The sequence below is a fragment of the Micromonospora krabiensis genome (assembly GCF_900091425.1).
Classification (GTDB): domain Bacteria; phylum Actinomycetota; class Actinomycetes; order Mycobacteriales; family Micromonosporaceae; genus Micromonospora; species Micromonospora krabiensis.
In genome coordinates this window covers 1,844,143-1,870,196 of the sequence record NZ_LT598496.1, presented here as the reverse complement: position 1 = coordinate 1,870,196, position 26,054 = coordinate 1,844,143, and the positions used below count along the sequence as shown (strand labels likewise).

22 protein-coding genes are annotated in these 26,054 nt (G+C 73.9%); 14 read left to right on the top strand and 8 right to left on the bottom strand.

The annotated features are described in order from the left end of the window. The first annotated feature begins 236 nt into the window (after positions 1–236). From GA0070620_RS08365 to GA0070620_RS08355, 3 genes are all read left to right on the top strand, one after another. Positions 237–1,193, top strand: a complete 957-nt coding sequence (locus GA0070620_RS08365; protein WP_091589322.1) for an SRPBCC family protein — start codon at positions 237–239, stop codon at positions 1,191–1,193. A 19-nt stretch (positions 1,194–1,212) separates the two neighbouring features. After that, the gene (locus tag GA0070620_RS08360; protein WP_091589321.1) at positions 1,213–2,385 is read left to right on the top strand and encodes a zinc-dependent alcohol dehydrogenase; all 1,173 of its coding nucleotides are present in this window, start codon (positions 1,213–1,215) and stop codon (positions 2,383–2,385) included. A 144-nt stretch (positions 2,386–2,529) separates the two neighbouring features. Then, positions 2,530–3,459: an ion transporter gene (locus GA0070620_RS08355; RefSeq protein ID WP_231922292.1), complete on the top strand. Its 930-nt coding sequence runs from the start codon at positions 2,530–2,532 to the stop codon at positions 3,457–3,459. A gap of 15 nt (positions 3,460–3,474) precedes the next feature. On the opposite strand, the gene GA0070620_RS08350 is transcribed toward GA0070620_RS08355, so the two are convergent. Next, entirely contained in the window at positions 3,475–4,953 is a 1,479-nt protein-coding gene (locus GA0070620_RS08350; RefSeq protein ID WP_091589319.1) for a glutamate--cysteine ligase family protein, read from the bottom strand. Positions 4,954–5,107: 154 nt separating this feature from the next. Between GA0070620_RS08350 and GA0070620_RS08345 the strand changes: the two genes are divergently transcribed. Beyond that, entirely contained in the window at positions 5,108–5,479 is a 372-nt protein-coding gene (locus tag GA0070620_RS08345) for a DUF3817 domain-containing protein (protein WP_231922291.1), read from the top strand. 15 nt (positions 5,480–5,494) lie between these two features. Here the strand turns inward: GA0070620_RS08345 and GA0070620_RS08340 are convergent, their stop codons facing one another. After that, positions 5,495–6,043: a hypothetical protein gene (locus GA0070620_RS08340; protein ID WP_091589318.1), complete on the bottom strand. Its 549-nt coding sequence runs from the start codon at positions 6,041–6,043 to the stop codon at positions 5,495–5,497. Positions 6,044–6,186: 143 nt separating this feature from the next. Between GA0070620_RS08340 and GA0070620_RS08335 the strand changes: the two genes are divergently transcribed. The 4 genes from GA0070620_RS08335 (at position 6,187) to GA0070620_RS08320 (ending at position 12,109) form a co-directional block, all read left to right on the top strand. Continuing rightward, positions 6,187–7,311 carry a baeRF2 domain-containing protein gene (locus GA0070620_RS08335; protein ID WP_091589317.1) on the top strand — a complete coding sequence of 375 codons (1,125 nt, stop codon included), beginning with the start codon at positions 6,187–6,189 and terminating at the stop codon, positions 7,309–7,311. After that, on the top strand, positions 7,304–9,064 hold the full coding sequence (locus GA0070620_RS08330) for a thiamine pyrophosphate-binding protein (RefSeq protein ID WP_091589316.1): 1,761 nt from the start codon (positions 7,304–7,306) through the stop codon (positions 9,062–9,064). Before GA0070620_RS08335 ends, GA0070620_RS08330 begins: the two co-directional genes overlap by 8 nt. Before the next feature lie 292 nt (positions 9,065–9,356). After that, positions 9,357–10,745 (top strand): hypothetical protein, encoded by a 1,389-nt coding sequence (locus tag GA0070620_RS08325; protein WP_091598346.1) that lies wholly within the window; start codon positions 9,357–9,359, stop codon positions 10,743–10,745. A 227-nt stretch (positions 10,746–10,972) separates the two neighbouring features. Beyond that, positions 10,973–12,109, top strand: coding sequence for a SigB/SigF/SigG family RNA polymerase sigma factor (locus GA0070620_RS08320; RefSeq protein WP_091589315.1), 1,137 nt, complete (start codon positions 10,973–10,975; stop codon positions 12,107–12,109). Between the two features lie 109 nt (positions 12,110–12,218). Here GA0070620_RS08320 and ctaD read toward each other — a convergent pair whose 3' ends face one another. From ctaD to GA0070620_RS08295, 5 genes are all read right to left on the bottom strand, one after another. After that, entirely contained in the window at positions 12,219–14,231 is a 2,013-nt protein-coding gene (gene ctaD, locus GA0070620_RS08315; protein WP_091589314.1) for an aa3-type cytochrome oxidase subunit I, read from the bottom strand. A gap of 101 nt (positions 14,232–14,332) precedes the next feature. Then, positions 14,333–15,079, bottom strand: a complete 747-nt coding sequence (locus tag GA0070620_RS08310; protein ID WP_091589313.1) for an ATP-binding protein — start codon at positions 15,077–15,079, stop codon at positions 14,333–14,335. A 95-nt stretch (positions 15,080–15,174) separates the two neighbouring features. Continuing rightward, entirely contained in the window at positions 15,175–15,621 is a 447-nt protein-coding gene (locus tag GA0070620_RS08305; RefSeq protein WP_091598343.1) for a DUF4383 domain-containing protein, read from the bottom strand. A 215-nt stretch (positions 15,622–15,836) separates the two neighbouring features. Next, the gene (locus GA0070620_RS08300) at positions 15,837–16,994 is read right to left on the bottom strand and encodes a glycosyltransferase (protein WP_091589312.1); all 1,158 of its coding nucleotides are present in this window, start codon (positions 16,992–16,994) and stop codon (positions 15,837–15,839) included. Between the two features lie 25 nt (positions 16,995–17,019). Then, on the bottom strand, positions 17,020–18,000 hold the full coding sequence (locus GA0070620_RS08295; RefSeq protein WP_231922406.1) for a glucosyl-3-phosphoglycerate synthase: 981 nt from the start codon (positions 17,998–18,000) through the stop codon (positions 17,020–17,022). 219 nt (positions 18,001–18,219) lie between these two features. Between GA0070620_RS08295 and GA0070620_RS08290 the strand changes: the two genes are divergently transcribed. The 6 genes from GA0070620_RS08290 to GA0070620_RS08265 all read left to right on the top strand — a co-directional run bounded on the left by GA0070620_RS08290 (position 18,220) and on the right by GA0070620_RS08265 (position 25,002). Next, positions 18,220–19,227, top strand: coding sequence for a Gfo/Idh/MocA family protein (locus GA0070620_RS08290; RefSeq protein ID WP_091589311.1), 1,008 nt, complete (start codon positions 18,220–18,222; stop codon positions 19,225–19,227). Beyond that, positions 19,220–20,308: a zinc-dependent alcohol dehydrogenase gene (locus GA0070620_RS08285; RefSeq protein ID WP_091589310.1), complete on the top strand. Its 1,089-nt coding sequence runs from the start codon at positions 19,220–19,222 to the stop codon at positions 20,306–20,308. Before GA0070620_RS08290 ends, GA0070620_RS08285 begins: the two co-directional genes overlap by 8 nt. Positions 20,309–20,397: 89 nt before the next feature. Beyond that, entirely contained in the window at positions 20,398–22,689 is a 2,292-nt protein-coding gene (secA2, locus tag GA0070620_RS08280) for an accessory Sec system translocase SecA2 (RefSeq protein WP_091598337.1), read from the top strand. Positions 22,690–22,866: 177 nt separating this feature from the next. Next, positions 22,867–23,607, top strand: a complete 741-nt coding sequence (locus tag GA0070620_RS08275) for a GAF and ANTAR domain-containing protein (RefSeq protein ID WP_091589309.1) — start codon at positions 22,867–22,869, stop codon at positions 23,605–23,607. 86 nt (positions 23,608–23,693) lie between these two features. Beyond that, entirely contained in the window at positions 23,694–24,194 is a 501-nt protein-coding gene (locus tag GA0070620_RS08270) for a DUF2231 domain-containing protein (protein WP_091589308.1), read from the top strand. 52 nt (positions 24,195–24,246) lie between these two features. Then, entirely contained in the window at positions 24,247–25,002 is a 756-nt protein-coding gene (locus GA0070620_RS08265; protein ID WP_091598334.1) for a class I SAM-dependent methyltransferase, read from the top strand. Positions 25,003–25,087: 85 nt separating this feature from the next. Here GA0070620_RS08265 and GA0070620_RS08260 read toward each other — a convergent pair whose 3' ends face one another. Further along, positions 25,088–26,038: a DUF3500 domain-containing protein gene (locus GA0070620_RS08260; RefSeq protein ID WP_172836401.1), complete on the bottom strand. Its 951-nt coding sequence runs from the start codon at positions 26,036–26,038 to the stop codon at positions 25,088–25,090. Positions 26,039–26,054 lie beyond the last annotated feature (16 nt).

Genomic DNA, 26,054 nt, shown 5'->3' with positions numbered 1-26,054 from the left:
TCGGACAAGCCGGGCACCTGCGGCGAATGCTAGGGCAGCCGAACGCGAGCCTGGACCGGTATCGACCTCATCTTCGGCGTCGTCACCCGGACGCGCGTGCCGACCCGCCCCGCCCGACCGGGATGTTCTCCCCAGAACCGGGCACGTCGGCCCGCCGTACGGCATAGCGTCACGGTGGCGGCGCCACCGCCAGGTCGCCGGGGGACCGGCGGCCCCGCCCGCAGCGGAGGGATCACGTGAACCGCATCGACGGAGTGCTGCTGCCAGAGCTGGACGACCCGAGCGGCGAACCCTGGCTCGCCCGCGCGCTCGGCTGGGTCAGCCTCGCCCTCGGGGCGGGCGCGATCGCCGCGACCGGGCCGCTCGCCCGCCTCGCCGGGGTGGACGACTCGCCCGCCGCCCGCACGATCATCCCGGCCGTCGGCGCCCGCGAACTGGCCCACGGCGCCGGCCTCGTCGCCGGCCGCCGGACCGCCGGCTGGGCGTGGACCCGGGTCGCCGGCGACGCCATGGACCTGACCCTGCTCGCCCGCGCGCTCGCCGACCGCCGGGGCGAGCGGCGCCGCCGGGTCGCCGTCACGACGGCCGCGATCGCCGGCATCACCGCGATCGACGTGCTCGCCGCCGTCGCCGCGGTACGTGCCCGTCGGGCCCGGGACCGCATGATCCGCATCGACCTCGCGGTGACCGTGAACCGGTCACCGGCCGAGGCGTACCGCTTCTGGCGCGACGTGGAGAACCTGCCCCGGTTCATGTCGCACCTGGAGTCGGTCCGCGCCGAGGATCTGCGGCGGTCCCGGTGGACCGCCCGGGGGCCGGCCGGACGGCGGATCGAGTGGGACGCCGAGATCGTCGACGACCAGCCCAACCGCTCCATCGCCTGGCGCTCGCTGCCCGGCACCCGCGTGGCGAACGCCGGTCGGGTCCGGTTCGTGCCCGCGCCCGGCGACCGGGGCACGGAGGTACGCGTGCAGCTCGGCTACGCGCCGCCGGCCGGCGCACTGGGCCGGGCGGTCGCCAAGCTCTTCGGCGAGGAGCCCGAGCAGCAGGTCCGCGACGACCTGCGGCGCTTCAAGCAGGTGCTGGAGACCGGCGAGGTGGTCCGCTCCGAGGGCAGCCCGGAGGGCATCTCGGTGCGGCAGCAGGTCATGCAGCGCCCCGCCCAGCCGCTGCCGAACGGCCACCGGCGTTGACCGGACGAGAGGACGGACGATGAGGGCCACCGCCTGGATGGGCAAGGACAGCGTCAAGGTCGTCGACGTGCCCGAGCCGAAGATCATGAACGCCCGTGACGCGATCGTGCGCGTCACCACGACCGCGATCTGCGGCTCCGACCTGCACCTCTACCACGGTTACATCCCCGCCATGCGCAAGGGCGACATCCTCGGTCACGAGTTCATGGGCGAGGTGGTCGAGGTCGGCCCGCAGGTGCGTAACCTGCGCCCCGGTGACCGCGTGGTGGTGCCCTTCCCGATTGCCTGCGGGCACTGCAACTCCTGCCAGCGGGGCCTCTACTCGGTGTGCGAGAACTCCAACCCGAACGCCGGTGTCGCCGAGAAGATCATGGGCCACTCGCCGGGCGGCATCTTCGGCTACTCCCACCTGCTCGGCGGGTACGCCGGCGGCCAGGCCGAGTACGCCCGGGTCCCGTTCGCCGACGTCGGCCCGGTGAAGGTGCCCGACGAGGTGCCCGACGAGCAGGCCGTGCTGCTCGCCGACGTCCTGCCGACCGGGTACATGGGCGCCGAGATGTGCGACATCATGCCCGGCGACGTGGTCGCGATCTGGGGCGCCGGACCGGTCGGTCTGCTCGCCGCCGCCAGCGCCCGCCTCCTCGGCGCCGACCGGGTGATCGTCATCGACCGGTACCCGTACCGGCTGGCGCTGGCCCGGGAACACACCGGCGCGGAGACCATCAACTACGAGGACACCGACGTGCTGGACGCGCTCAACGAGATGACCGCCGGCCGTGGACCGGACGCGTGCATCGACGCGGTCGGCCTGGAGGGGCACCACGGCAACTCCGCGATCTACGCGTACGACCGGGCGAAGCAGGCGGTCCGCGCGGAGACGGAGCGGCCCTTCGCGCTGCGCCAGGCGATCCTGGCCTGCCGCAGCGGCGGTGTGGTCTCGGTGATCGGCGCGTACGGGGGCTTCGTCGACAAGTTCCCGATGGGCTCGTTCATGAACCGGTCGCTGACCATGCGGACCGGGCAGTGCCACGTGCAGCGCTACACACGCCCGCTGCTGGAGCGGATCCAGCGCGGCGAGATCGACCCGTCGTTCATCATCAGTCACCGCATGCCGCTGAAGGACGCCGCGAAGGGCTACAAGATCTTCCAGAAGAAGCAGGACGAGTGCAGCAAGGTCGTGCTCACCGTCTGACCGGCGCAGTCGATAGGCTGTCACGATGCGCGTCGTACCCCGGGGCCCGATGCCCGCCGAGCCCTCGTCGGTGACGTCGCGGGCGGGACGCCGCGGGACCGGGGTTCCGATGGCGGGGCGCGCGGGCCGGTGAGGCGTCCGTTCGTGCCCGCTCCGCGGCGGGGCGAGGCGTCGGCGTCCGGGCGGCCGGGTCTGCCGCAGTGGTGCGCCCGCACCGTCCGCTCCCGACCGTTCGAGATCGCGATCATCGTCCTGATCCTGGCCAACGGCATCGTCCTGGGGTTGGAGACGTACCGGCACCTGGCGTCGGCCGGGCCGGTCCTGCACGCGCTGGAGTTGGCGTTCCGGGCCGCGTTCGTGGTCGAGATCGTGGTCCGCGTGCTGGCGCACGGGCGGCGTCCACAGGACTTCTTCCGGCACGGCTGGAACGTCTTCGACTTCCTCGTCACCGTGGCGATCTTCATTCCCGGCCTGCACGGCGACCCCGCGCTGCTGCGCGTGGTGCGCGTGGCTCGGGTGCTGCGGCTGGTCCGCTTCTCGCCGGGCCTGCGGACGATCGTGGCGGCGCTGCTGCGCAGCCTCCCCGGGGTCGCCGGCTTCCTCGCCCTGGCCGTGGTGACGCTCTACGTCTACGGCATGGCCGGCTGGCTGATCTTCGCCGAGAGCAACCCCGAGCAGTACGGCGACATCGGACGGTCCCTGCTCACGCTCTTCGTGCTGCTGTCCCTGGAGACGCTGCCGGACCTGATCGCGCAGGGCATGGAGGTGTCGCCGTGGACCCTGCTCTACTACGTCAGCTACGTGATCATCACGGTCAACCTGCTGCTCAACATCCTCATCGCGGTCATCGTGAACTCGATGGAGGAGGCGCGCCGGTTGGAGATGACCGAGCGGCTGGCCCCGGGCTACGACGCCGACGGCGACGGCGTGCCCGACGAGGTGGACCGCATCGCGCTGACCCAACGACTGGACGACCTGCGGGCCGTCATCGCCGAACTGGAACGGGAACTGCGCATCGACCGGGAGGACGGGCACGCCCGGCACGGGGCGGCCGGGCGACCGTCGCGCCACTGACCACCCCACCGGCCGTCACGGCAGCGGCCACTCGTGGACCGGGCGGTTGCTGTGCATCAGGGTCACGTAGTGCCGGACCACCTCGGCCAGCGCGGCCGGCCGGTCCAGGTGGTCCGCCGACTCCAGTCGGTGCAGCGTCCCCACCTGCCAGGTCGCGCCGTTGCGCCCGGTCAGGCAGCGCTGTTCGATGACGCCGAGCAGGCGGTCACGCTCCTGCGGGTCAACTCCCCAGCGGTCCAGCCCGTGGTGGGCCATCGGCAGCAGCCGGCGCAGCACCAGCTCGGTGACCGGCAGGTAGCCGAGGCCCGGCCAGTAGACCTGGGCGTCGATGCCGTGCCGCGCGCAGCTGGTGAAGTTCTCCTCGGCGGCGCTGAACGACATCTGCGACCACAGTGGCCGGTCGGACTCGGCCAACGCCCGGACCAGCCCGAAGTAGAAGGCGCCGTTGGCGATGGTGTCGAGCACCGTCGGCCCCGCCGGCAGCACCCGGTTCTCCACCCGCAGGTGCGGACGGCCGCGCCACACGTCGTAGACCGGCCGGTTCCAGCGGTAGACCGTGCCGTTGTGCAGGCGCAGCTCGGCTAGCTTGGGCACCCCGCCGGAGGCGAGCGCCTCGGCCGGGTCCTCCGGGTCGCAGACCGGCAGCAGCGCCGGGAAGTAGCGCACGTTCTCCTCGAACAGGTCGAAGACGTTGGTGATCCAGCGTTCGCCGAACCAGACCCGCGGCCGGACGCCCTGCGCCTTGATCTCCTCCGAGCGGGTGTCGGTGGCCTGCTGGAACAGGGGGATGCGGGTCTCCCGCCACAACTCCCGACCGAACAGCAGCGGCGAGTTGGCGCCCAGGGCCACCTGCACACCGGCGACGGCCTGCGCCGCGTTCCAGTAGTCGGCGAACTGGGCGGGACTCACCTGCAGGTGGAACTGGGTGCTCGTGCACGCGGCCTCCGGCGTGATCGTGTCGGCGGTGACGGCCAGCCGCTCCACCCCGTTGATCGCGATCCGCAGGTCCTCGCCCCGGGCGGCGAAGATCTGTTGGTTGAGCAGCTCGTAGCGCGGGTTGGCGGAGAGCGTGCCGGCGGTCAGGTGCTCCGCCCGCAGCGTCGGGAGGATGCCGATCATCACCATGTGCGCGCCGATGGTGCGGGCCTTCTCCTCGGCGGCGTTGAGGCTGGCGCGGACGTGCTCCTCGAACTCGGCGGTGCCGGTGCCGGTCAGCCGGCGGGGCGCCACGTTGATCTCCACGTTGAACTGGCCCAGCTCGGTCTGGAAACTCGGGTCGGCGACCGCGGCCAGCACGTCCGCGTTGCGCATGGTCGGCTGCGACGCGTCGTCGACCAGGTTGAGCTCGATCTCCAGGCCCGTCATGGGGCGGTCCACGTCGAAGCGGGACTCCCGCAGCATCTCGGCGAAGACGTCCAGACAGCGGCGCACCTTGTCCCGGTAGCGGGCCCGGTCCTCACGGCTGAAGGTCCGCGCGCCCACTTCTTCGCCCATGGTCACCACCCTGTCACCGCTGGTTCCCCTAAACCTCGCACGCTGGCGCAAGTGGGGGAAGAGCCGTCGGCCCCTTCTCTACCCAGCCGGGGCCCGGGTGATCCCCCTCGCCTCGTGCCGGTTCCCGCCGGTACGCGCCGACGGCTTCGCTACCATGGCCGCCCGAGAGGTGGTGGGGGTGCCGATGCGCGACAAGGTGACGAGGCTGTTCGTCGGGGCGGCGATCGCCGAGGCCTGTTCCTGGCTGGGTCTGCTCGTCGGCATGGCCGTCAAGTACGGCCCGCCCGCCAACGAGCTCGGCGTCAAGATCTTCGGGCCGGTCCACGGCGGTCTCTTCGTCGTGTACCTGGTGCTGGTCCTCGCGGTGGCCCGCCGGCACCGGTGGAGCCTGCTCGCGACCGTCGTCGCGCTGGCCTGCGCGGTGCCCCCGTTCGCCACCCTGGTCTTCGAGCGGTGGGCCAGCCGGCGGGGCATGCTCGGCGCGACGAGCGCCCCGGCGCGACGCGAACCCACCCCCGTCGGCTGACGGGCGCCCCCCGCCTCAGCTCAGCGCGGACCAGGCGGCGACGACGAGCAGCAGCAGCGCGCCGAGCACGGCCTGGAGCAGCAGCGGCGGGCCCAGGTGCGACCAGAGCGTCGCGGTACGCGGCGTGAGCAACTGCCCCGTGGTGAGATTGACGATCCGCTCGATTCGGGGTGGCAGCTCCGGGTCCCGCTGCGGGCGCACCGTGATCTGCACGTGGTCGGCCGGGTGCAGGGCGCTCTGCGGCAGGTGACCGTGCAGCTCGACCTCGCAGAGCCGGCCCGCGTTGTCGCGTAGCCGCAGCGGGGTCACCAGATATTCCGGGCCCTTCTTCAGGTCCTTCCAACGCCGCCGGTTGCCGGCGGAGAGGCCGGGCAGCACCGCGCGCACCAGCATCATCAGCAGCCCCGCCACCCCCGCCGCGGCGAGGACGGCGACCAGCACCGGCTGGCCGACCGAGACCTCGCGGGAGTAGCCGTCGAGCAGCCGGACGACCCGGCCGGTGACGATGCGCTCCGAGGGATGCACGATCCGCCGGGTATCGAGTCCGCTGTCCATGACCACCACCGAGAGTCCTGATCCGTTCACTGATGGTATCGGCGGCAGGCGTCGAACGGCGTGAATGAAACCTGGTCACGCCCTCACGTACGGCGAGGTGAACTCCGGGACGGCACGGGTAAGCGGGGGGCCGAGCTGGAAAGGGGTCGAGCATGCAGCTGTCCTTCCTGCGCCCGCTCTACGACCGCCCCGGGCCGTGGTGCTCGGTGTACCTCGACGCGTCCGCCGACACGCACGACGCCCACCCGGCGCTGGACCTGCGCTGGCGGGCCCTCCAGGGCCAACTGGTCGACCAGGGCGCCGACGAACCGACGGTCGCCGCACTGGACCGGGTGATCCGCGGCCACGATCCGATCGCGGGGGACTACGGCCTCGCCGCGTTCGCCACCGCCGGCCGCGTGGTGCTGACCGAGTACCTGTCCGCGCCGCCGCTGCGCGACCTCGCCTCGTACGGGCCGCTGCCGCACGTGATGCCGATGCTGGCCCAGCGCGGCGAACAGGTGGCCTGGGTGCGGGTGGTGGCCGACCGCACCGGCGCCGACGCGATGGCGGTCAGCGCCGGGGGCGTGCCGCGCCGGGCGCACATCGTCGGGCGCGAGGACTTCCAGCTGCGCCGGGTGCAGCCCGGCGGCTGGTCGCAGTCGCGCTACCAGCGCGCGGCCATGGAGGCGTGGCACCACAACGCCGGCGACGTCACCGCGGCCACCGTCGAGCTGGCCGAGAAGGTCGGCGCCGACGTGGTGGTGGTGGCCGGCGACGTTCGCGCCACCGGCATGATCGCCGCCCAGATGCCGGAGCGCTGGCAGGACCTGGTGGTGCGTACGGACGCCGGATCCCGCGCCGGCGGGGCCGATCAGACCGCGCTCGACGACCTCACCGTGCAGACCATCGCCGAGGTCGCCGACCAGCGGATCACGGCGGCGTTGGACCGGTTCGGCATGCAGGAGGACATCGGCGCCGGGCTGGACGCCGTGGTCGACGCCCTCCAGCGCGGCCAGGTCGAGACGATGCTGATCGTCGACGACCCGTCCGCCGACGGTGAGCTGTGGATCGGCCCCGAGGCCACCGAGATCGCCGTCGACCCGGGGCAGTTGGCCGCCATGTCGGTGGCCGACCCGCAGCGGGTCCGTGCCGACGCGGCCCTGGTGCGGGCGCTTGTCGGCACCGACTGCGAGCTGGCGGTGCTCGGCCCGGACGAGGCGCCCGACCTCGTCGACGGGGTGGGCGCGGTGCTGCGCTACGCGGACGCGAGCACGCCCGGGCGCGGCAATGGCTGACCGGACCGTGGCCGACCTGGTGGTCGACCGGCTGCTCGCCTGGCGGGTGCCCCGGGCGTTCGGCTACCCGGGGGAGGCGATCGCCCCGATCGTCGCGGCGCTGGACCGCACCGGCGGGGAGCCGGCGTTCATTCCGGCCCGGCACGTGGAGGCCGCCTCGTTCATGGCCACCGGGCACGCGAAGTTCACCGGCGGCATCGGGGTGTGCCTCGCCACCCAGGGGCCGAGCGCGGTGCAGCTGCTCAACGGCCTCTACGACGCCAAGCTGGACAGCAAGCCGGTGGTGGCGATCGTCGGCGAGGACATCTCCGGCCCGCTCGGCGGCGCGCACCAGGAGATCGGGCTGAGCCGCCTGTTCGCCGACGTGTGCAACCAGTTCGTCCGGTACGGCCGCAGCCCCGGCCAGGTGCCGGCGCTGCTGGACCAGGCGTTCCGCACCGCCGCCGCGACCCGCAGCCCGGTCTGCGTGGTGCTGCCGCGGGAGCTCCAGGAGGCCTCCGTGCCGGCGCTGGAGACGTACGCCGGGGGCGTCATCACCGCGACCCCCGGCGAGCCGCTGGCCCGGGTGCTGCCGCACGACGTGGACCTGGCGGCCGCCGCCCAACTGCTGGGCGCCGGCCAACGCCTGGCGATCCTGGTCGGGCAGGGCGGGCGCGGCGCCGAGGACGAGATCATCGCCCTGGCCGACCGGCTGGGGGCCGGGGTGGCCTGCTCGCTGCTCGGCAAGCCAGTCCTGGACGAGCGCCTGCCGTACCACGCGGGCGTGGTCGGCGAGGTGGGCACGCGCGCCGCGGCGGAGCTGATGGGCGGCTGCGACACGCTGCTGCTGGTGGGCACGAACGACCCGTGGACCGACTACCTGCCGATGCCGGGCCAGGTCCGGACCGTGCAGATCGACATCGACGGCCGCCGGATCGGCAGCCGCTATCCGGTCGACGTCCCGCTCGTGGGCGACGCCGCCGAGACGCTGCGCGCGCTGCTGGACCGAGTGCCCGACCGGCCGAACCCGCGATGGCGGGCCACCGTCGAGAACGCGGTGGACCGTTCGCGAGGCGAGGTGACCGATCGGGCCGCCGCGCCGGCCGAGCCGGTGAACCCGCAACTGGTCCTCCAGGAGCTGTCCAGCCGGGTACCGCGCACCGGGGCGCTCGCGGTGGACGTCGGCTCGGTCCTCTACTGGTACGCCCGCCACCTGGAGCTGCCACCCGGGGTCAACGCGCAGCTCTGCGGCACGCTGGGCTCGATGGGCTGCGCCCTCCCGTACGCGGTCGCGGCGAAACTCGCCGCGCCGGACCAGCCGGTCATCGCACTGGTCGGGGATGGCGCGATGCAGCTCAACGGCCTCGCCGAGCTGATCACCGTGTCGCACCACTGGTCCCGATGGCGGGATCCACGGCTGGTGGTGCTCGTGCTCAACAACCGCGACCACTCCGGGACGGGCGGCGGGCGGCAGCCGGTCACCGACGCGTCGCAGCGCCGCCCCGACGTGCCGTACGCCGGCTGGGCGCGGCTGCTGGGCCTGCACGGCGTCCGGGTCGACCGGCCGGAGCTGGTGGGTGCGGCGTGGGACGAGGCGCTGGCCGCGGACCGGCCGTCGGTGGTGGAGGCGGTGGTGGACCCGGCCGTGCCGCTGTCGCCGCCGGAGCCGGCCTTCGCGGACCTGCGGAGCGTGTTCGCCGAGGGCGACCCGAGCCAGCGGGTCCGGGAGCAGTTGGAGCGCCGGCTGTCGCTGGCGGCGGAGGAGCTCATCTGACCGGACCACCGGCGTGACGTGGCGGTGCCCCTACAGGGGCGCCGCCACGTCCGTCCGAGGGCGCCGCCCGGGTCCGGGGCAGGCGGGGCGAATCCGGGCCGGGCGGGACGGCGGACCCCGAGGCGGGCAGGGGCACCGCCACCGCCCGGGACCGGCGAAGGGCCGCCGACCTGCGGAATGATCCCGCCGGGTGGGTGACGGCCCGTTTGAACCGCATCGGGACGGGAAGCCGGGCCGCGTGGTGAGCGATCGAGGCAAGGTGGAGCCGGTGCACACGGTGCGCGAGGGGCTCATGGCCGACGGCGCCGGTCTGGCCGGCGACCGGGTCGTGTCGGCCGGCAGCACGGCCCGCGTCCTGGTCGCCGCCACGGCCCGTGCGCTGCGTGGCGCCGACTGCGCCGACCTGGGGCACACCGGGCCGGTGTCCCGGTTTCCCGGCGCTCCCGAGCCGGTTCGCCGCGCGGCGGTCACCCGGGCGGCCGGCCGGGTGGCGCTGACCCCCGGGCAGACCGCCGAGGTCGACGCCGAGCGGGTGGCCCGCTGGTTCGTCGACCAGTACGGGCGTGGCAGCTACCCGGGCGTGGTGCTGGGCTCGCCGCACGGCGCGGCGGCACACCTGGCGGTCGCCCTGGGGATGCCCTGGCTGCCGGCGGGCTTCGAGATGACGGTGCACTGGGCCCAGGGCGGGGTCGACCGCCCCGGCGGCGCGCTGGACCACGGGGCGGCGCTCACCGGGCGGCTGCTCGCCGGCAACGACGACCTGCACGTACGCCAGGTGCACTGCCCGGCCAGCCGGGGCGCGCTCGCCGGCGTCACGGTGTCCCTGACGGCCCGCTGGCGGGCCCTGCCGGCCGCGTACCGACGGTTCCTGGCCGACCGCCTCACGCCCGGCGCGCCGGTGCTGCTGCTGCGGGACGCGCGGACCTGGCCGGTGCTCGACTCCGGGCCGGGGCACAGCTTCCAGGTCGGCTGCCCGGGCAGCGGGCTGGACCCGGTGGACTTCCACCCGGACAGCCACGCCCTGCGGCAGGTGCTCCGCTCGGCCGGCGGGGACGCCGCCCGGTGGGAGGCGCCGCAGGTCTCCTCCGCGGCGGGTTACGCCGAACACGGCGTGGAGTCCGGTTTCGAACTCAGCGCCCGGGACTGGGCCGCGCGGGCGGGCCGCCGGCTGCACCGGGTGCTCTCGCCCCGGCCCGAGGCGCTGAGCGCGGCCGTCGCCGACCTCTACCGGCGGTGGCTGCGGGCGGCCGGCAAGACCGGCGACCGGCTGGTGGTGGAGTGCGGCCGGCTGTTGGACCCGTGGCAGGTGGTGCGCGCGGGGCTGGTGCCGTACTGGTGTGAGAACGCGACGCGGCGCAGCGTCGAGGGGGTCGAGTGGTGGCTCGCCGGCAGCGAGCCGTTCACCTCCGTGGACGTGCTGCCCGAGCCGCCCGGGGTCCGCTCGCCCGCGCTCGCCGGGCTGCCGCAGTGGCTGGCGGTGGCAGGCTTCGGCGGCCGGCGTCGGGCCCTGGACCGCACCGCGGCGCGCGGCTACCCGGTGACCTCGGTGCCCACCCGCCGGGCCACGGAGGTCCTCCGCGCCCAGCCGTACGACCTGCCCGTACCGCCTCCGATGGCCCCCGCCGAGGCCGTCGAGGTGCTCCGCGACAGCGGCACCCACCAGGGGTTGCTCGTCTCTTGAGGGCAGCACACCGAAACATCCTCGCGAACCCGGGATCCCGTGATTGAGTACCTACGGAGCGGGAACATCGCTGGCTGCTACGGCCTGATCACGCCCTGCAGCCCTGCGGTGTCGTCGCCCGTTGGCGTCCCAGTCACGTAACCCACTTCCGGCCCGGTGCGTGGCCTGACCACGCGCACGACCGGTTTCCCAAATCCGGGCGGGGGACCTTCCTGAGGGAGGCGCGGATGTTCGGACAGACCACCACAAGCACACCTCCACCCACTGAACGGGGCCTGGAGGACCTCGACGCGGCCGCTCTGGCATACGCGGCGCGGATCGCCGGGTTGCCACCCGAACGGCGGCAGGAGGCCCGTGACGACCTGGTCCGCTTCGCGCTGCCGTTCGCCGGCCGGCTGGCCCGCCGGTACCGGGGGCGGGGTGAGCCGCTGGAGGACCTGGAGCAGGTGGCCCGGCTGGGGCTGGTGAACGCCGTCGACCGGTACGACCCGGAACGGGGCTCCTTCACCGCGTACGCGGCGATCACCATCGTCGGTGAGATCAAGCGGCACTTCCGGGACCGGACCTGGGGCGTGCACGTGCCCCGCCGGCTGCGCGACCTGATCCTGGAGGTGGGGCAGGCGACCGCCGCGTTGACCAGCGAGCTGTCCCGGGCGCCCTCGGTGGCCGAGTTGGCCGAGCGGCTGGAGACGCCGGAGGAGGAGATCCTCGCCGCGCTGGAGTCGGCGGCCGGCTACAGCCCCGCGTCGCTGAACGCCCCGGTGGGCGGTGAGAGCTCCGCCGAGTTCGGTGACCTGGTCGGCGAGTCGGACAACGCGCTGGAGTCCGTGGACGACCGGGTCACGGTCAGCGGCCTGCTGCACCGGCTGCCCTGGCGCGAGCGGCGGATCCTGGCGATGCGCTTCTACGGCAACCAGACCCAGGCGGAGATCGCGGCCCGGTTCGGCATCTCCCAGATGCACGTGTCCCGGCTGCTGTCCCGGGCGCTCACCTGGCTGCGCCAGGCGATGCTCGCCGACGCTCCGCCGCCGTGGCAGAACGGCGCGGCCGAGTCCGAGCCGGCGAAGGCCCGGATCTCGGTGCGGCACAACGGCGACCGCGTGGTGGTGGAGGTCGGTGGCGAGGTGGACCGCGACGGCGCCAACCAACTGCGCCGGGCGATGCTGGAGGCGGTGACCGGCCAGCCGAGCGAGGTCGTCGTGGACCTGGTCGGCGCGGGCGGCTTCGACGCCGGTGGCATCGCCGCGCTGATGGCCGGTCGCGACGCCGCGGCCCGCACCGGGGTGCCGCTGCGGCTGACCCGGGTGCAGCCGGCGGTGCGCCGCTCGCTCACCGCCGCCGGTCTGGCCCCGGCCCGGGACTGAGGCCGCCGGGCGCTCGTCCCCGGCCGCGGGTCCACTCACCACACGCGGGCACGGGAGACACGACAGGGCCGGCACCGTCACCGGTGCCGGCCCTTCCTCGTGTACGCCGTCAGCGCTCCTCTTCGTGCTCCGGCGGGTCGCCGTGACTGCGCGGGTGCCGCCACTCCTGGTCCTGCGGCCCGCGCTGGGCACCCAGGTGGGTCTCCTCCGGCTCGTCGGTCTCCTCGAAGCTCGGCCGGCGGACCTGCGTCGGGTCCGGCACGTCCACCGGACGCGCGCCCGACTGCGGCGGCGGTTCGTACTCGGCGACCACCCGGGGACCGTGCGCGCCCTCGGCGGCCGGTGATTCCCGCACCTGGGTGACGTGCCGCAGTTCCTCACCGAATTCCTGGGGCGGTCGCGTGGTGCGCTGCGGCAGGTCCCGGCCGAGGTCGGCGACGAGTGGGCCGTACTTGGCGTCGAAGGCGGGGCGCTCGGAGCGGATGCGGGGCATCCGGTCGAAGTTGCGCAGCGGCGGCGGGCAGGTGGTGGCCCACTCCAGCGAGTTGCCGAAGCCCCAGGGGTCGTCGACGGTGACCATCGCCCCGTAGCGCCAGGACTTCCAGGCGTTGTAGATGAAGACCAGAGTGGACGCGCCCAGCACGAAGGAGGCGATGGTGGAGACGGTGTTCAGGGTGGTGAACCCGTCGCTGGGCAGGTAGTCGACGTAGCGACGGGGCATGCCCATGTTGCCGAGCCAGTGGTGCACCAGGAACGTGCCGTGGAAGCCCAGGAACATCATCCAGAAGTGCACCTTGCCGAGGCGCTCGTCGAGCAGCCGTCCGGTGAACTTGGGCCACCAGAAGTAGTAGCCGCCGAACAGCGCGAAGACCACCGTGCCGAAGACGACGTAGTGGAAGTGCGCCACCACGAAGTAGGAGTCGTGGGTGTGCCAGTCGACCGGCGGGCTGGCCAGCAGCACCCCGGTCAGCCCGCCGAGCAGGAACGTGACCAGGAAGCCGATGGCGAACAGCATGGGCGTCTCGAAGGTGAGCTGACCCTTCCACATGGTGCCGATCCAGTTGAAGAACTTCACGCCGGTCGGCACCGCGATGAGGTAGCTCAGGATGCTGAAGAACGGCAGGAGCACCTGGCCGGTGGCGAACATGTGGTGCGCCCACACGGTCATCGACAGGATCGTGATCGCGATGGTGGCGAGCACCAGACCGGTGTAGCCGAAGATCGGCTTGCGCGAGAAGACCGGGATGATCTCGGTGATGATGCCGAAGAACGGCAGCGCGATGATGTAGACCTCGGGATGGCCGAAGAACCAGAACAGGTGTTGCCAGAGCATCGGCCCGCCGGTCGCGGCGTCGTACACGTGCGCGTTGAGCAGGCGGTCCGCCGCCAGGGCCAGCAGCGCGGCCGCCAGCAGCGGGAAGACCAGGATCACCAGGACACTCGTGAAGAGCATGTTCCAGGTGAAGATCGGCATCCGGAACATCGTCATGCCGGGCGCGCGCAGCGTCAGGATCGTGGTGATCAGGTTGACCGCGCCGAGGATGGTGCCGAGACCGGAGACCACCAGGCCGATCACCCACATGTTGGCGCCGACGCCGGGGGAGTGCTCCACATCGCTGAGCGGCGTGTAGGCCGTCCAGCCGAAGTCCGCCGACCCGCCGGGCGTGGCGAACCCGGCGATCACCATCAGGCCGCCGAACAGATAGAGCCAGTACGCGAGGGCGTTGAGCCGGGGAAAGGACACGTCCGGCGCGCCGATCTGGATCGGCACGATGAAGTTGGCGAAACCGAAGGCGGCGGGCGTGGCGAACAGCAGCAGCATCACCGCGCCGTGCGAGGTGAAGAGCTGGTTGTACTGCTCCGGGGCGAGGAACTGCAGCCCGGGCCGGGCGAGTTCGGCGCGCATGATCATGGCCTCGATCCCGGCCACCAGGAAGAAACCGAACGAGGTGAGCAGGTAGAGGACGCCGATCTGCTTGTGGTCGGTCGTCGCGAGGAACTTGATCAGCGAGTTGCCGGGGACGGATTTGCGCAGCGGCCCGGGGTAACCGCCGAACCGGGCGGGGGCCAGGATCGCCGGTCCCCGGTCGCGGCCCGATTGCGTGGCGGCTCGTCTGGCCATGTGGCATCCCACCCCGTCATGTCAGTGAAGCGGACAGGGCGGGGCCTACCCGCCCCTTCTCCCATGTAACCAGGCTGACGGGGCGAATCTGGCGAATCAGGTCAGTTTGCCAATCCCGGTGCGTTCGTACGCAGCATGGCCCAGACGGCCTTACCGCTGCCCGCCTCGACGCTGCCCCAGCGTTGGGCCAACTCCCGCACCAGCAGCAGCCCTCGCCCGCCCTCGCCACCCAGACCCGGGTCACGGGGGCGGACCCCCGCCCGGCTCCCGTCGACCACGGCCAGGTGCAGGTAGGGGCGGCGCAGGGTCAGGGTGACCTGCATCGGCGTGCCGGCGTGCCGGACCGCGTTGGCGACCAGCTCGGTGAGCACGACCGAGGCCGGGCCGACCGCCTCCGGCAGGTTCCAGCGCGCGCACGCGTCCGCCACCAGGTCCCGGGCGCGGCGGCAGGCCTCCGCCACCGGCTCCAGCCGGGCCCGCAGCCGTGGCGCGCTGGCGGCTCCGGCCACCCGGCTCGCCTCGGCCCGGTCCCGCCGTACCGGCACCGCCCGACACGCCGTGGACTCCGCCAGCCACCGCTCGGCGTCCGGCGGCGGGTCGCACAGCACCACCGGCACGGCCGGCCACTCCTCCGCACGCCGGGCCGCGGCGGCGAACACGGACAGCGCCAACCGGTCCCGGACGGTGATCCCCGCGAGGTCGACCACCAGCGCCTCGGGCTGAGCCGCCAGGCAGTCGTCGAGCACCTCGTACACCGAGCGCATGGTGCCCAGGTCCAGCGGTCCGGCGAGGCGGACGACCGTGACCGGGGAGCCGTCGCACACCTGGTAGGTGATCCCGCTCGCCATCAGCGCCCTCTCCGCGTCTCGTCGGTGGGACTGCGGGAACTACCCGCCGAACCGGTCGGGCAAACCGAACGCGGTGCCGGCAGCGTAGGCGGCGGTCAACGGTGGGACCGCGCGCTGAGCAGCCCGAACGCGAGCATGACGAGACCGAGTCCGAGGTGCAGCCAGTCGCCGGCGGGGTTGAGCGGAAGGAAGTTCGCCCCGCTGTCCCGGTCCACGACCACCCCGTAGAGCCAGAGGACCAGATAGAACGTGCCGCCGCCGACCAGGAAGGCCCGGGCGCCGGTGGCGGTGCGCGCCAGGACCAGCCCGCCCACCCCGGTGAGCAGGTGGACGAGGTTGTGCAGGACCGAGACCTGGAGCGCGCCGAACAGCATCGCGTCGGAGTGGTGGCCGGCGAACCGCAGCGCCGGAAAGTCGCTGGTGACCCCGGGCAGGAAACCGAGCAGGCCGAGGAGCAGGAACACCACGGCGACGACGCCGGCGCCCCGCCGGACCGGAGGCTTCCCGTCGGCCGGGTTGGCCCGGGCCCGGGCGTGCGCCATCGGTCCGGTCACCACGGCCTCCTCCCCGCACCCGCCGTCCGGTGGTGCGTCGCCACCCGTCCGCACCAGCCGGAGCTGAGAAGGCGCGGCTACCCACCGTCCGCCCGGGCAAACCGGACGTCGGCCCGGGCGGCGCCGGCCGCCGTCGTCCCGTCGAGGGGCTCAGGCGGCCCGGCGGCGGGTTCGGTCGCCCTGGCGGCGCGTGGCGGCGGTGCTCAGGCGGCCTGGAGGCGGCGCGCGGCGGCGGTCCGGCGGACGTGCTCGTACAGGGCGACGTACCGCTGCGCCATCACCTCCGGGGTGAACCGGAGGGCCGCCTCGCGTCGGCACTCGGCCGGGTCGACCAGACTCGCCTCCCGGACGAGGTCGCCCAGCTCCTCCTCGTCGGCGGTGAGCAGCCCGGTCCGGCCGTGTTCCACCAGCTCGGGCAGGCAGCCCCGCGCGGTCGCGACCACCGGGGTGCCCAACGCCAGGGACTCGACCACCGCGGTACCGCCGGGCTCCTCCCAGCGCAGCGGGAACAGCGACGCGCGTGCCCCGGCGAGCAGGTCGTCGCGTTCCTGCCCGGCGACCGTGCCCAGCCAGCGCACCCGGTCCCCGTCCACGTACGGCGCCACCTCGTCGAGGAAGAACCGGGCGTCCGGGTTCTGCCGGGCCTCGTCGCCGGCCGCCGTCAGGTCCTCCGGACGGTGGTACGGGCCTACCGGGCCGGCCAGCACCAGGCGGAAGCCCGCCCGGTGGGCGAGCCGAGCGCCGACGTCCTGCCCCTTGCCCGGGTTGATCCGGCCGAGGATGACGACGTGGTCGCCCTTGACCGGCGTCGGTCGGCGGTCGGCGCCCACCGCCAGCGGCGTCGACAGGTGCACGTGGCCGACGGAGTGGTCCCGCAGCGCCTGCGGCGCGCGCGCCAGCTGGGAGGCGGAGACGCCGTTGACCCGGACCCGGTCGCCGCCGTCCAGGTTGCCGTAGAGCGCGGGGTGCTTGGCCAGGTCCCAGTGCAGCGTGTGCAGCACCGCCGGGGCGTCCGGACCCATCGCGGCCAGCGTGGCGAGGCCGACCGCCTCCACGTGGTCGTGCACCAGGTCGATGTCGTCGCGGGCGTGCAGCTCGCGCACCACCCCGGACAGGTGCGCCTGGGAGATGCCGCACACCTGGTTGTACGGGCGCTGCAGCGCCGCGAACTGCCCGTCGGGGAAGACCGACACCCGCTCGTCGACCGGCAGGGTGCTGCTGCCGACCGAGGCCAGCACCACCCGTACGCCCAGCCGCCGCAGCTCCGGCACCAGCGTGGCGACCACGTTCTCGATGCCGCCGTAGCCCGGCGGCGGCACGGACAGCCAGGGCCCGGCGTTCATCAGGACGGTGAGGCTCATCGGTCCCGACCTCCCTCGCCGGTCCTCACGCCGCCACCCGGCGGTGCGGCAGCCGGTGCCGCAGGTGCGCCAGCGGCGGGCGCTCCTCGATCGAGACGTCGCTCACCACGATCTCCCGCTCCAGGTTGGGCAGGGACTCCGAGCCGCCCCGGCGGAACTGGGTCAGCAGGGCTCCCGGCGTGACGTCGGGGGCCGCCCAGCCGCGCCGCTGAAGCCGCGACCAGACGGTGAGCATGATCTGCGCCGACATCCGGCCGAGCGCCGCGGTGTCCTGGTGGCGGTGCTTGCGCTCGCCCAGGTCGACCTGCGCCAGCGCGTCCAGCCCCACCAGCTCCAGCAGGTCGATGAGCATGGCCGTCTCCACCCCGTAACCGGAGACGAACGGCACCCGCGAGAGCGTCTCGCGCCGGCCGGCGTACTCCCCGGCGAGGGGCTGGACGAAGCCGGCCAGCTCCGGCCAGAACAGGTTGAGCAGTGGGCGGGCCATCAGTTCCGTGACCCGGCCGCCGCCGTCCTGCTCGACGCCCGCCGTCCCGACCAGGGGCCGGTGGTAGAAGCCCTTGACGAACTCGACCGAGTCGTCGGTGAGCAGCGGGCCGACCAGACCGGTCACGAAGTGCGGGCGGAACTCCCGCAGGTCGGCGTCGACGAACGCGACCACGTCCCCCTCGGCGGCCGCGAGCCCGGCCCACAGCGCGTCCCCCTTGCCGGTCAGCCGCGGCAGCCCACGGGTCATCGCGTCCTGGCCGACCACCTCCGCCCCGGCGGCCCGGGCCACCTGCGCGGTGCGGTCGGTGGACCGCGAGTCCACCACGATCAGCTCGTCGACGAGCGGCACGCGGTCCATGAGGTGTTCCCGGATGGTCGCCACGATCGCGCCGACCGTGGCCTCCTCGTTGCGGGCCGGCAGGACCACGCTGACGCGGCTTCCGCCCTTGGCCCGGACCAGTCGCCGCGGCGTCCAGTCGCCGGCGGACCCGGTCCGGTAGGTCGCCCAGGCCTCCACCACCGGTGATACGGCCGGTTCTTCATCCCGCACGGGCACCCCCAGGTCGTCGCGGAAACGCTTGCCAGGTTTTCCCAGTCCCGACCTCGCGTTAACCGAATCATCCCTAACAGCTTGATCACGTAGCTTCCACCGTCCCGTTCCGCCGGAGTGAACGTTTGATTGCATGGCTGCGGGGAGAGTGTTCGCACGGGAAGCGTGACGAAGGGGGCTGGTCGGATGCGGGTGTGCCGGGTGGGACTGGTCGGGGCGGGCGGGGTGGCGCAGCGGCACGCGCGGGTGCTCGCCGGTTTCGGCGACACCGAGCTGGTCGGGGTGACCGACGTGCGGCCGGCGGCGGCCGAGGCGCTGGCCGGCGCGTACGACACGCGAACCTTCACCGGCGTCGACGACCTGCTCGCCGCCGCCCCGGACGCCGTCTACGTGTGCCTGCCGCCGTTCGCGCACGGCCCGGTGGAGGAGGCGATCGTCGCCGCCGGGGTGCCCCTGTTCGTCGAGAAACCCGTCGCGGTGGACCTGGTCACCGCCGAGCGGATCGCCGACCTGGTGGCGCGGCGCGGCCTGTTGACCGCGGTCGGCCACCACTGGCGCTACCTGCCGGTCGTGGAGCGGGCCCGGGAACTGCTCGCCGGCCGCCACGTCCGGATGGTCAACGGCACCTGGTGGGACAAGCTGCCGCCGGTCGACTGGTGGTCGCGGCGGGACCGCTCCGGGGGGCAGGTCGTGGAGCAGGCCGCGCACGTGCTGGACCTCGTCCGGACGCTGGTCGGCGAGGTCACCGAGGTGACCGCGTACGGCGACGGCACCCCGCCGCCGGTCGACGGTGCCGACATCGACTCGGTGACCGCCGCCGCCCTGCGGTTCGACAGTGGCGCGGTCGGCACCCTGAGCGCCGCGTGCGTGCTCGGCTGGAAGCACCGGGCCGGGCTGGAGATCCTGGCCGACGGGCTGGCCCTGACGGTCACCGAGGAGGGCCTGCTGGTCCGCGACGCCGACGGCGAACGCCGGCTGCCCGCCGACCCGGAGGCCGCCCGGGTGGCGGTGGACCGGGCGTTCGTGGACGCCGTCCGGGGTGTCGGCGACGACGTGCGCGTCCCGTACGCGGAGGGGCTGGCCACCCACCGCCTCGCCCTCGCGCTCGCCGACTCGGCGCGCACCGGGGCGCCCGTACGCCTGCCGACGCCGACCGCCGCGGTGCCGGACCCGGGGGTGACCGTCGATGCGTGACCGGGTGGTGGTGGTCGAGGGACCGGGCCGGGTGGCGCTGGTCGAGCGGGAGGCCGCACCGGTGCGCCCGGGCACGTTCCGGGTGGAGACGCTGTTCAGCGGTGTCTCGGCCGGCACCGAGCTGACGTACGTCAAGGGCACCAATCCCTACCTCACCGTCACCTGGGACGCCGACCTCGGCCTGTTCCGCCCCGGCACGGCCGGGACGCCCTATCCGGTCGAGCGGCTCGGCTACATGCAGGTGGGCCGGGTCGTGGAGAGCCGGACACCGGCGGTCGCCGTCGGCGCCGTCGTCGCGATGACCTACGGCCACCGCACCGGCTGGGTCGCCGACCCACTCGCCGAGCGGTTCGTGCCCCTGCCCGACGACCTGGACCCGATGCTCGGCGTCTACGCCGCCCACATGGGCCCGATCTGCGCGAACGGGCTGTTGCACGCCGCCGCCGACCTGCACGGCACGGACGTTCGGTCGCTGGGCGACGGGGTGCGCGGACGTCGGGTGGCGGTGGTCGGCGCCGGCGTCGTGGGCCTGTTCACCGCCCTGTTCGCCCGCCGGCACGGTGCGGCCTCGGTGGTGGTGCTCGACCCGACGGCCGCGCGCCGCCGGGTCGCCGAGGCGCTCGGCCTGGACACCCTCGACCCGGACGCGGACGACCCGGCGGTCGTGCTCAAGACCCGCTGGGCCCACCAGGCCGGGGACCGCGGCGCGGACGTGGTGTTCCAGTGCCGGGGCCGGGACTGGGCCCTGCACCTGGCCCTGCGCCTGCTCCGGCCGCAGGGCACGGTGATCGACCTGGCCTTCTACCAGTCCGGCGCGGAGGCGGTCCGGCTGGGCGAGGAGTTCCACCACAACGGGCTGTCGCTGCGGTGCGCCCAGATCGGGCGGGTCCCCCGTGGGCTCGCTCCCACCTGGGACCGGGAGCGGCTGTCCGCCGAGACCGTCGACCTGCTGCGCGCGGACGGGAACAGGATCCGCGCGCACCTGGTCTCGGCGCGGGTCCCCTTCGACGAGGCGCCCGCCCTGCTCACCGACCTGGCCCAGCGCCGACGGCAGGAACTGCAGGTCGTGTTCACCCCCTGAGCAGGCGATCACCGGCGGAACCAGATCGGGTCGACATGCTGCCCGGGTGGGACGCGGAACGGGCCCAGGTTCGCGTACCGTTGCCGCTCATGGGTGTGTCGCAACGGTTGAAGAGCAGGTTCCGGCGGTTCCTCGAGCGCCCGGGGACGACGGTGGACCTCGCCCCGCTGGAGAAGCTGCTGCCGGCGATCGAGGCGCGCGAGGAGGAGCTCGCCGCGCTCGACGACGCCGAGCTCACGGAGGCCGCCGGCAAGGCCACCGGCTACGAGGAGATCTGCGCGATCGGCCGGGAGGCCGCGCGCCGCGGGCTCGACCAGCGGCCCTACGACGTCCAGCTGCTCGGCGCGATGTCGCTGCTCTCCGGCAAGGTCGCCGAGATGGCCACCGGTGAGGGCAAGACCCTGACCGCGACCGTCGCCGCCTACGGGCACGTCCGGATGGGCAACGGCCCGGTCCACGTGCTCACCGTCAACGACTACCTGGCCCGCCGCGACGCGCAGTGGATGGAGCCGGTCTACACCCTGCTCGGTCTCACCGTGGGCTGGGTCAACGAGGCCTCCACCCCGCAGGAGCGCCGCGACGCGTACGCCTGTGACGTCACCTACGTCTCGGTCAGCGAGGCCGGCTTCGACTTCCTGCGCGACCAGCTGGTCACCGACATCGAGGATCGGGTGCAGCCGCCGCTGCGCACGGCGATCGTCGACGAGGCCGACTCGATCCTGATCGACGAGGCCCGGGTGCCGATGGTGCTCGCCGGCTCGGTGCCCGGCGAGCAGGACCCGGTGCACGCCGCCGCCGCGCTGGTCCGTGGCCTGCGTCGGGGCAAGCACTACACCGCGGCCGAGGACGGCCGCAGCGTGGCCTTCACCTCCGCCGGCCTGGCCGCCGTCGAGGCCAAGCTGGGCATCGACCTCTACGACGAGGAGCACGTCGAGCAGCTCTCCGCGGTCAACGTGGCGCTGCACGCGCACGCCCTGCTGCACCGTGACGTGGACTACATCGTCCGCGACGGCTCGGTCGAGTTGATCGACGAGATGCGCGGCCGGGTGGCCCAGCGTCGCCGCTGGCCGGACGGTCTCCAGGCCGCCGTGGAGGCCAAGGAGGGGCTCGACGCCACCGCCGAGGGCGAGGTGCTGGGCACGATCGCCGTGCAGGCGTTCATCGGGCTCTACCCGAAGGTCTGCGGGATGACCGCGACCGCGGTGCTGGTCGGCGACCAGCTGCGCGAGTTCTTCGGCCTCGAGGTGGCGGTGATCCCGCCGAACACGCCGTGCGTCCGCGAGGACGAGCCGGACCGGATCTACGCGACCCGGGCGGAGAAGGAGGAGGCGCTGATCGACGAGATCCGCCGCTGCCACTCCGCCGGCCGGCCGGTGCTGGTCGGCACCCTGGACGTGAAGGAGTCCGAGGGCCTGGCCGCCGGGCTGCACGCGGCGGGTGTGCCCTGCGTGGTGCTCAACGCCAAGAACGACGACGAGGAGGCCTCGATCATCGCCGAGGCCGGCGCGTACGGCGCGGTGACGGTCTCCACCCAGATGGCCGGTCGCGGTGTCGACATCCGGCTCGGCGGCAGCGACCAGTCCGACCGGGACCGGGTGGCCGACCTCGGCGGGCTCTACGTGATCGGCAGCGGCCGGCACGACAGCCGCCGGGTCGACGACCAGCTGCGTGGCCGCGCCGGCCGGCAGGGTGACCCGGGTGGCTCGGTGTTCTTCGTCAGTCTGGAGGACGACCTCGTCGTCCGGCACGCGGCCGACTCGGTGCCCGCGTCGCCGCGGATGAACGCCGACGGTCTGGTCACCGACGAGCAGGTCGACTACGCGGTGGAGCACGCCCAGCGGGTCGCCGAGGGCGTCAACCACGAGATCCACCGCAACACCTGGCGCTACAGCGTGGTGATCGAGCAGCAGCGCAAGGCCCTCGCCGAGCGGCGCGAGCGCCTGCTCACCAGCGACGTGGCCGCGCTCATGCTGCTGGACAAGATGCCCGAGAAGGCCGGCGAGATGGACGAGGACCTGCTGGCCCGCGTCGCCCGCTCGATCGCGCTCTTCCACCTCGACCGGCTATGGGCCGAGCACCTGGCCGAGCTGTCCGAGGTCCGCGAGGGTGTGCACCTGCGGGCGCTGGGCCGGCTCGACCCGCTCGACGAGTTCCACCGGGCCGCCGTGCCGGCGTTCAACGCGCTCATTCCGGAGATCGAGGCACGCACGCTCGCCACCTTCGCCGAGACCGAATTCGACGACGACTGGGAGCCGGACGAGGCGGACCTGGTGCGCCCCAGCGCCACCTGGACCTACCTCGTCCACGACAACCCGTTCGGCTCCGAGCTGGACCGGTTGATCGCGGCGGTGGGCCGGCGGCTCACCGGCGCGCCCCGCTGACGTCAACGGGGTCCCGTTCGACCGTCCTGGCCCGGACGGGACCCCGTTACGTCCGTTTCGACCCATGTTCCCGGGGTAGTAGGGGCGGGTCCGGAGACTCGGGAGAGCAGATATGACGCACGTGAAGACATCGGCCGGGCGCGTCGCCGCGGGGCCCGAAGCGAGGGCTGTGACCCGGTGAACCTGGACACTCAGCAACCGGTGGTGGAGACCGTCGGCGCGCTGGAGACCGCCGCGCTGCTCCGCGAGCTGACCGCCGGCCTCATCGCCGTGACCGATTTCGATGAGGCGTTGGCCGCCCTCGTGCGGATCACGCGGGACGCGGTGGCCGGCGTCACCTGGTCCGGCTTCACCGTCCTGCGTGCCGGTGAGCCGTCCGGCGGCGCGGCCTCCGAGCCGCGGCTGGCCGACCTGGACGACCCGCGGCGCGGGCCCGACTCGCCGGCGATGGAGGCCATCCGCCGGCGGGAGATGGTGCTGTCGGAGAACCTCGGCCGGGAGAGCCGCTGGCCGCAGTGGCGACCGCGCGCCGTCGACCTCGGCGTCCACGGGGTGATCTCCGCACCGCTCGACGTCGACGACCACGTGCTCGGCGCGATCAACCTGTACGCCGACGCCCCCGACCGGCTGGGCACCCAGCACCAGCTCACCGCGATGCTGCTCGCCGAGCACGCCGGCCTGCTGCTGGCGGCCGTCCGGGACCGGGCCCACCGGCTGGCGGTGGCGGGCGAGTGGGACGCCGCGCTGTTGCACGACGGCGTCGTCGGGCAGGCCGTCGGCGTGATCATGACGCAGCGGGGCTGCCCCGCCGAGGAGGCCCTCGACGTCCTGCGCACCGCCGCCTCCTCGCTCGACATCCCGCTCCGCGAGGTCGCCGAGCGGCTGGTCCGCACCGTGGCCCGGCCCCGGGAGAGCTGAGCCGTCCCCGTCGTGTCGTTTCGTCCCGGGTGCGCCCGGGTAGCACTCTGGGCTCAGAGAGCGGAGCCGACCAGGGGGAGGGAACGATGCAGAGCCGGCTGCGGGTCCAGGGGCACCCGATCCAACCGATGCTGGTGACGTTCCCGTACGGGCTCTTCGTCAGCGCGGTCGTCTTCGACCTGACCGACGTGATCGGCGGACCCGCCTTCCTCGGCGAGGTCGGCTACTGGACGGCCGTGGCCGCCCTGGTCGCCGCCGGACTGACCGCGGTGGCCGGCATGGTCGACCTGTGGGACGTGCCCGGCGGCCGGACCCGGCGCACCGCCGTCGCGTTCAACCTGGTGAACCTGGCGATGGCCGGGCTGTTCCTGGTGGCCTGCCTCATCCGGTCCGACGCTCCGCAGCGTGGGGCCTCCGTCCCGATGCTCGTCACCGAACTGGTCGCCCTGACCGTCGGCGCCGTGGGCGTACGCCTCGGCGCGCGGCTCGTCCAGCGGTTCGACGAGTCCGGCGCCGAGGAGACCAGCTTCGACGCCCTGCCCGGCGTCGCCGGCTCAACCGTGGAGATCGTCCGACCCCGACCGTGAGCCGTCGTGAACTCCGTTGCGCTGCCACGGGCGGCCCGGCAGGCTCGCCCGGGTGACGACCGACCCGGACTTCGCGAAGCTGATCGCCGAGGGCGCGGCCGCGCCCGTCGACGGCTGGGCCTTCGACTGGCTCGCCGGCCGGGCCACCGAGGAGCGGCCGCCCTGGGGGTACGCCCGGTTGGTGACCAGCCGGATGGCCGGCGCCGACGCCGCGCTGGACGTGGACACCGGCGGCGGGGAGGTGCTCGCCGAGGTGCCCCGACCGCCCCGGCTGCTGGTGGCCACCGAGGGCTGGCCGCCGAACGTCGCGGTCGCCCGCCGGACCCTGGCCCCGCTCGGCGCCACCGTCGTGGCGGTCACCCCGGACGCCCCGCTGCCGTTCCGGGACGCCTCGTTCGATCTGGTGGTCAGCCGGCACCCCGTGCGCACGGACTGGCCGGAGACCGCCCGGGTGCTGCGGCGCGGCGGCACGTTCCTGTCGCAGCAGATCGGGGCGGGCACCGTACGTGAGGTCAGCGAGGCGATCCTCGGCCCGCTGCCGCCGCCCACCCAGCGGCACCCGGACCAGGCCGTGGCGGCCGCCCGGGCCGCCGGGCTCACCGTGGTCGACCTGCGCGAGGCCACGCTGCGTACCGTCTTCCACGACATCGGCGCGGTGGTCTGGTTCCTGCGGAAGGTCGTCTGGACGGTGCCCGGCTTCACCGTGGACCGGTACCGGGCGGAACTGCTCGCCCTGCACCACCGCATCCGGGCCGAGGGTCCCTTCGTGGCCCACGCCCGCCGCTTCCTGATCGAAGCCCACCGCTGACGAGCCCCCGGTCGCCCCTGCCCCCGGCGATCCCCGGGCCGGGACCGGGCCGGGCCGGGCCGGGGGCGTGGCGCGGAGGGGGTGGTCAGGGGTGGGCGGACTGGTGGTGGGTGGCCAGGACGTCCTCGCCGAAGTCGCTGGACGGGCGGCGCAGCACCGTGTGCGCGTGGTTGCCGTCCTCGGTGGTGTTGTCGTACTCGATCAGCAGGTCGTCGCTCTGCACCCGGTAGTAGTGGCGCTGGCCGGGGCGGGTCGGGCCGGCCCACGCGAAGTGCCGCTCCCGCCCGTCGAGGCGGCGCGCCTCCCGGACGGCCAGCTCGGGCGGGAGCCGGTCCAGGTAGAGGGCGACGAGCTGGTCGAGCAGCGCCCGGCCGGTGGGGCCGAGGCGGTCCGCGGGCACGCCGAGCGGTTCGAGGGGCGCGTCCACCCGGGGTCGGGTGGCGCTGACGATGTCGCCGGGCGCCTCGTCGGCGATGATCGCGGCGGCGCGGGCGGCCGGTCCCATCGCGGCCAGCAGCTCGCGGCCGAGGTCCTCCTCGACGCCCAGCGGGCGGGACACCGGGCGGCCCGCGTGCCGGACGGCGGCCGGGTTGGCACCGAAGAAGATCGGTGCGGGGGAGACCCGGTCGTCCACCACCGTCATGCTGACCGACAGGTGATGCCCCTCCAGCCGCCACGCCCAGCGGTCGTCGCGGTGCGGGTCTCCGAAGACCGCCACCCAGTAGTCGCCGCTGTGCCGGCCCCGGCGCCACTCCTCGGCCCGGTCGAGCACCTCCTCCAGGGCGATGATCGCCATCGCCTGGGCGTACGCGGCCGGGCTCAGCGCCGTCGCCAGCAACCGGTGGGCGGCCTTGCGGCCGGCGACATCCAGGTCGGCGAGGCAGACCCCCGGACGGGGGCGTGGCCGATACTCCAGCCAGCGCCGGGCGCTCTCGTCGTCGAACCGGTACGCCGCGGCGGCGCGCGCCGGCTCGTCCAGTGTGGCCAGCAGCGCCGTGCCGGCGGCGCGCATCTGCTCGGGCAGGGGATCCTCCACCGCCCCTGTATACCGG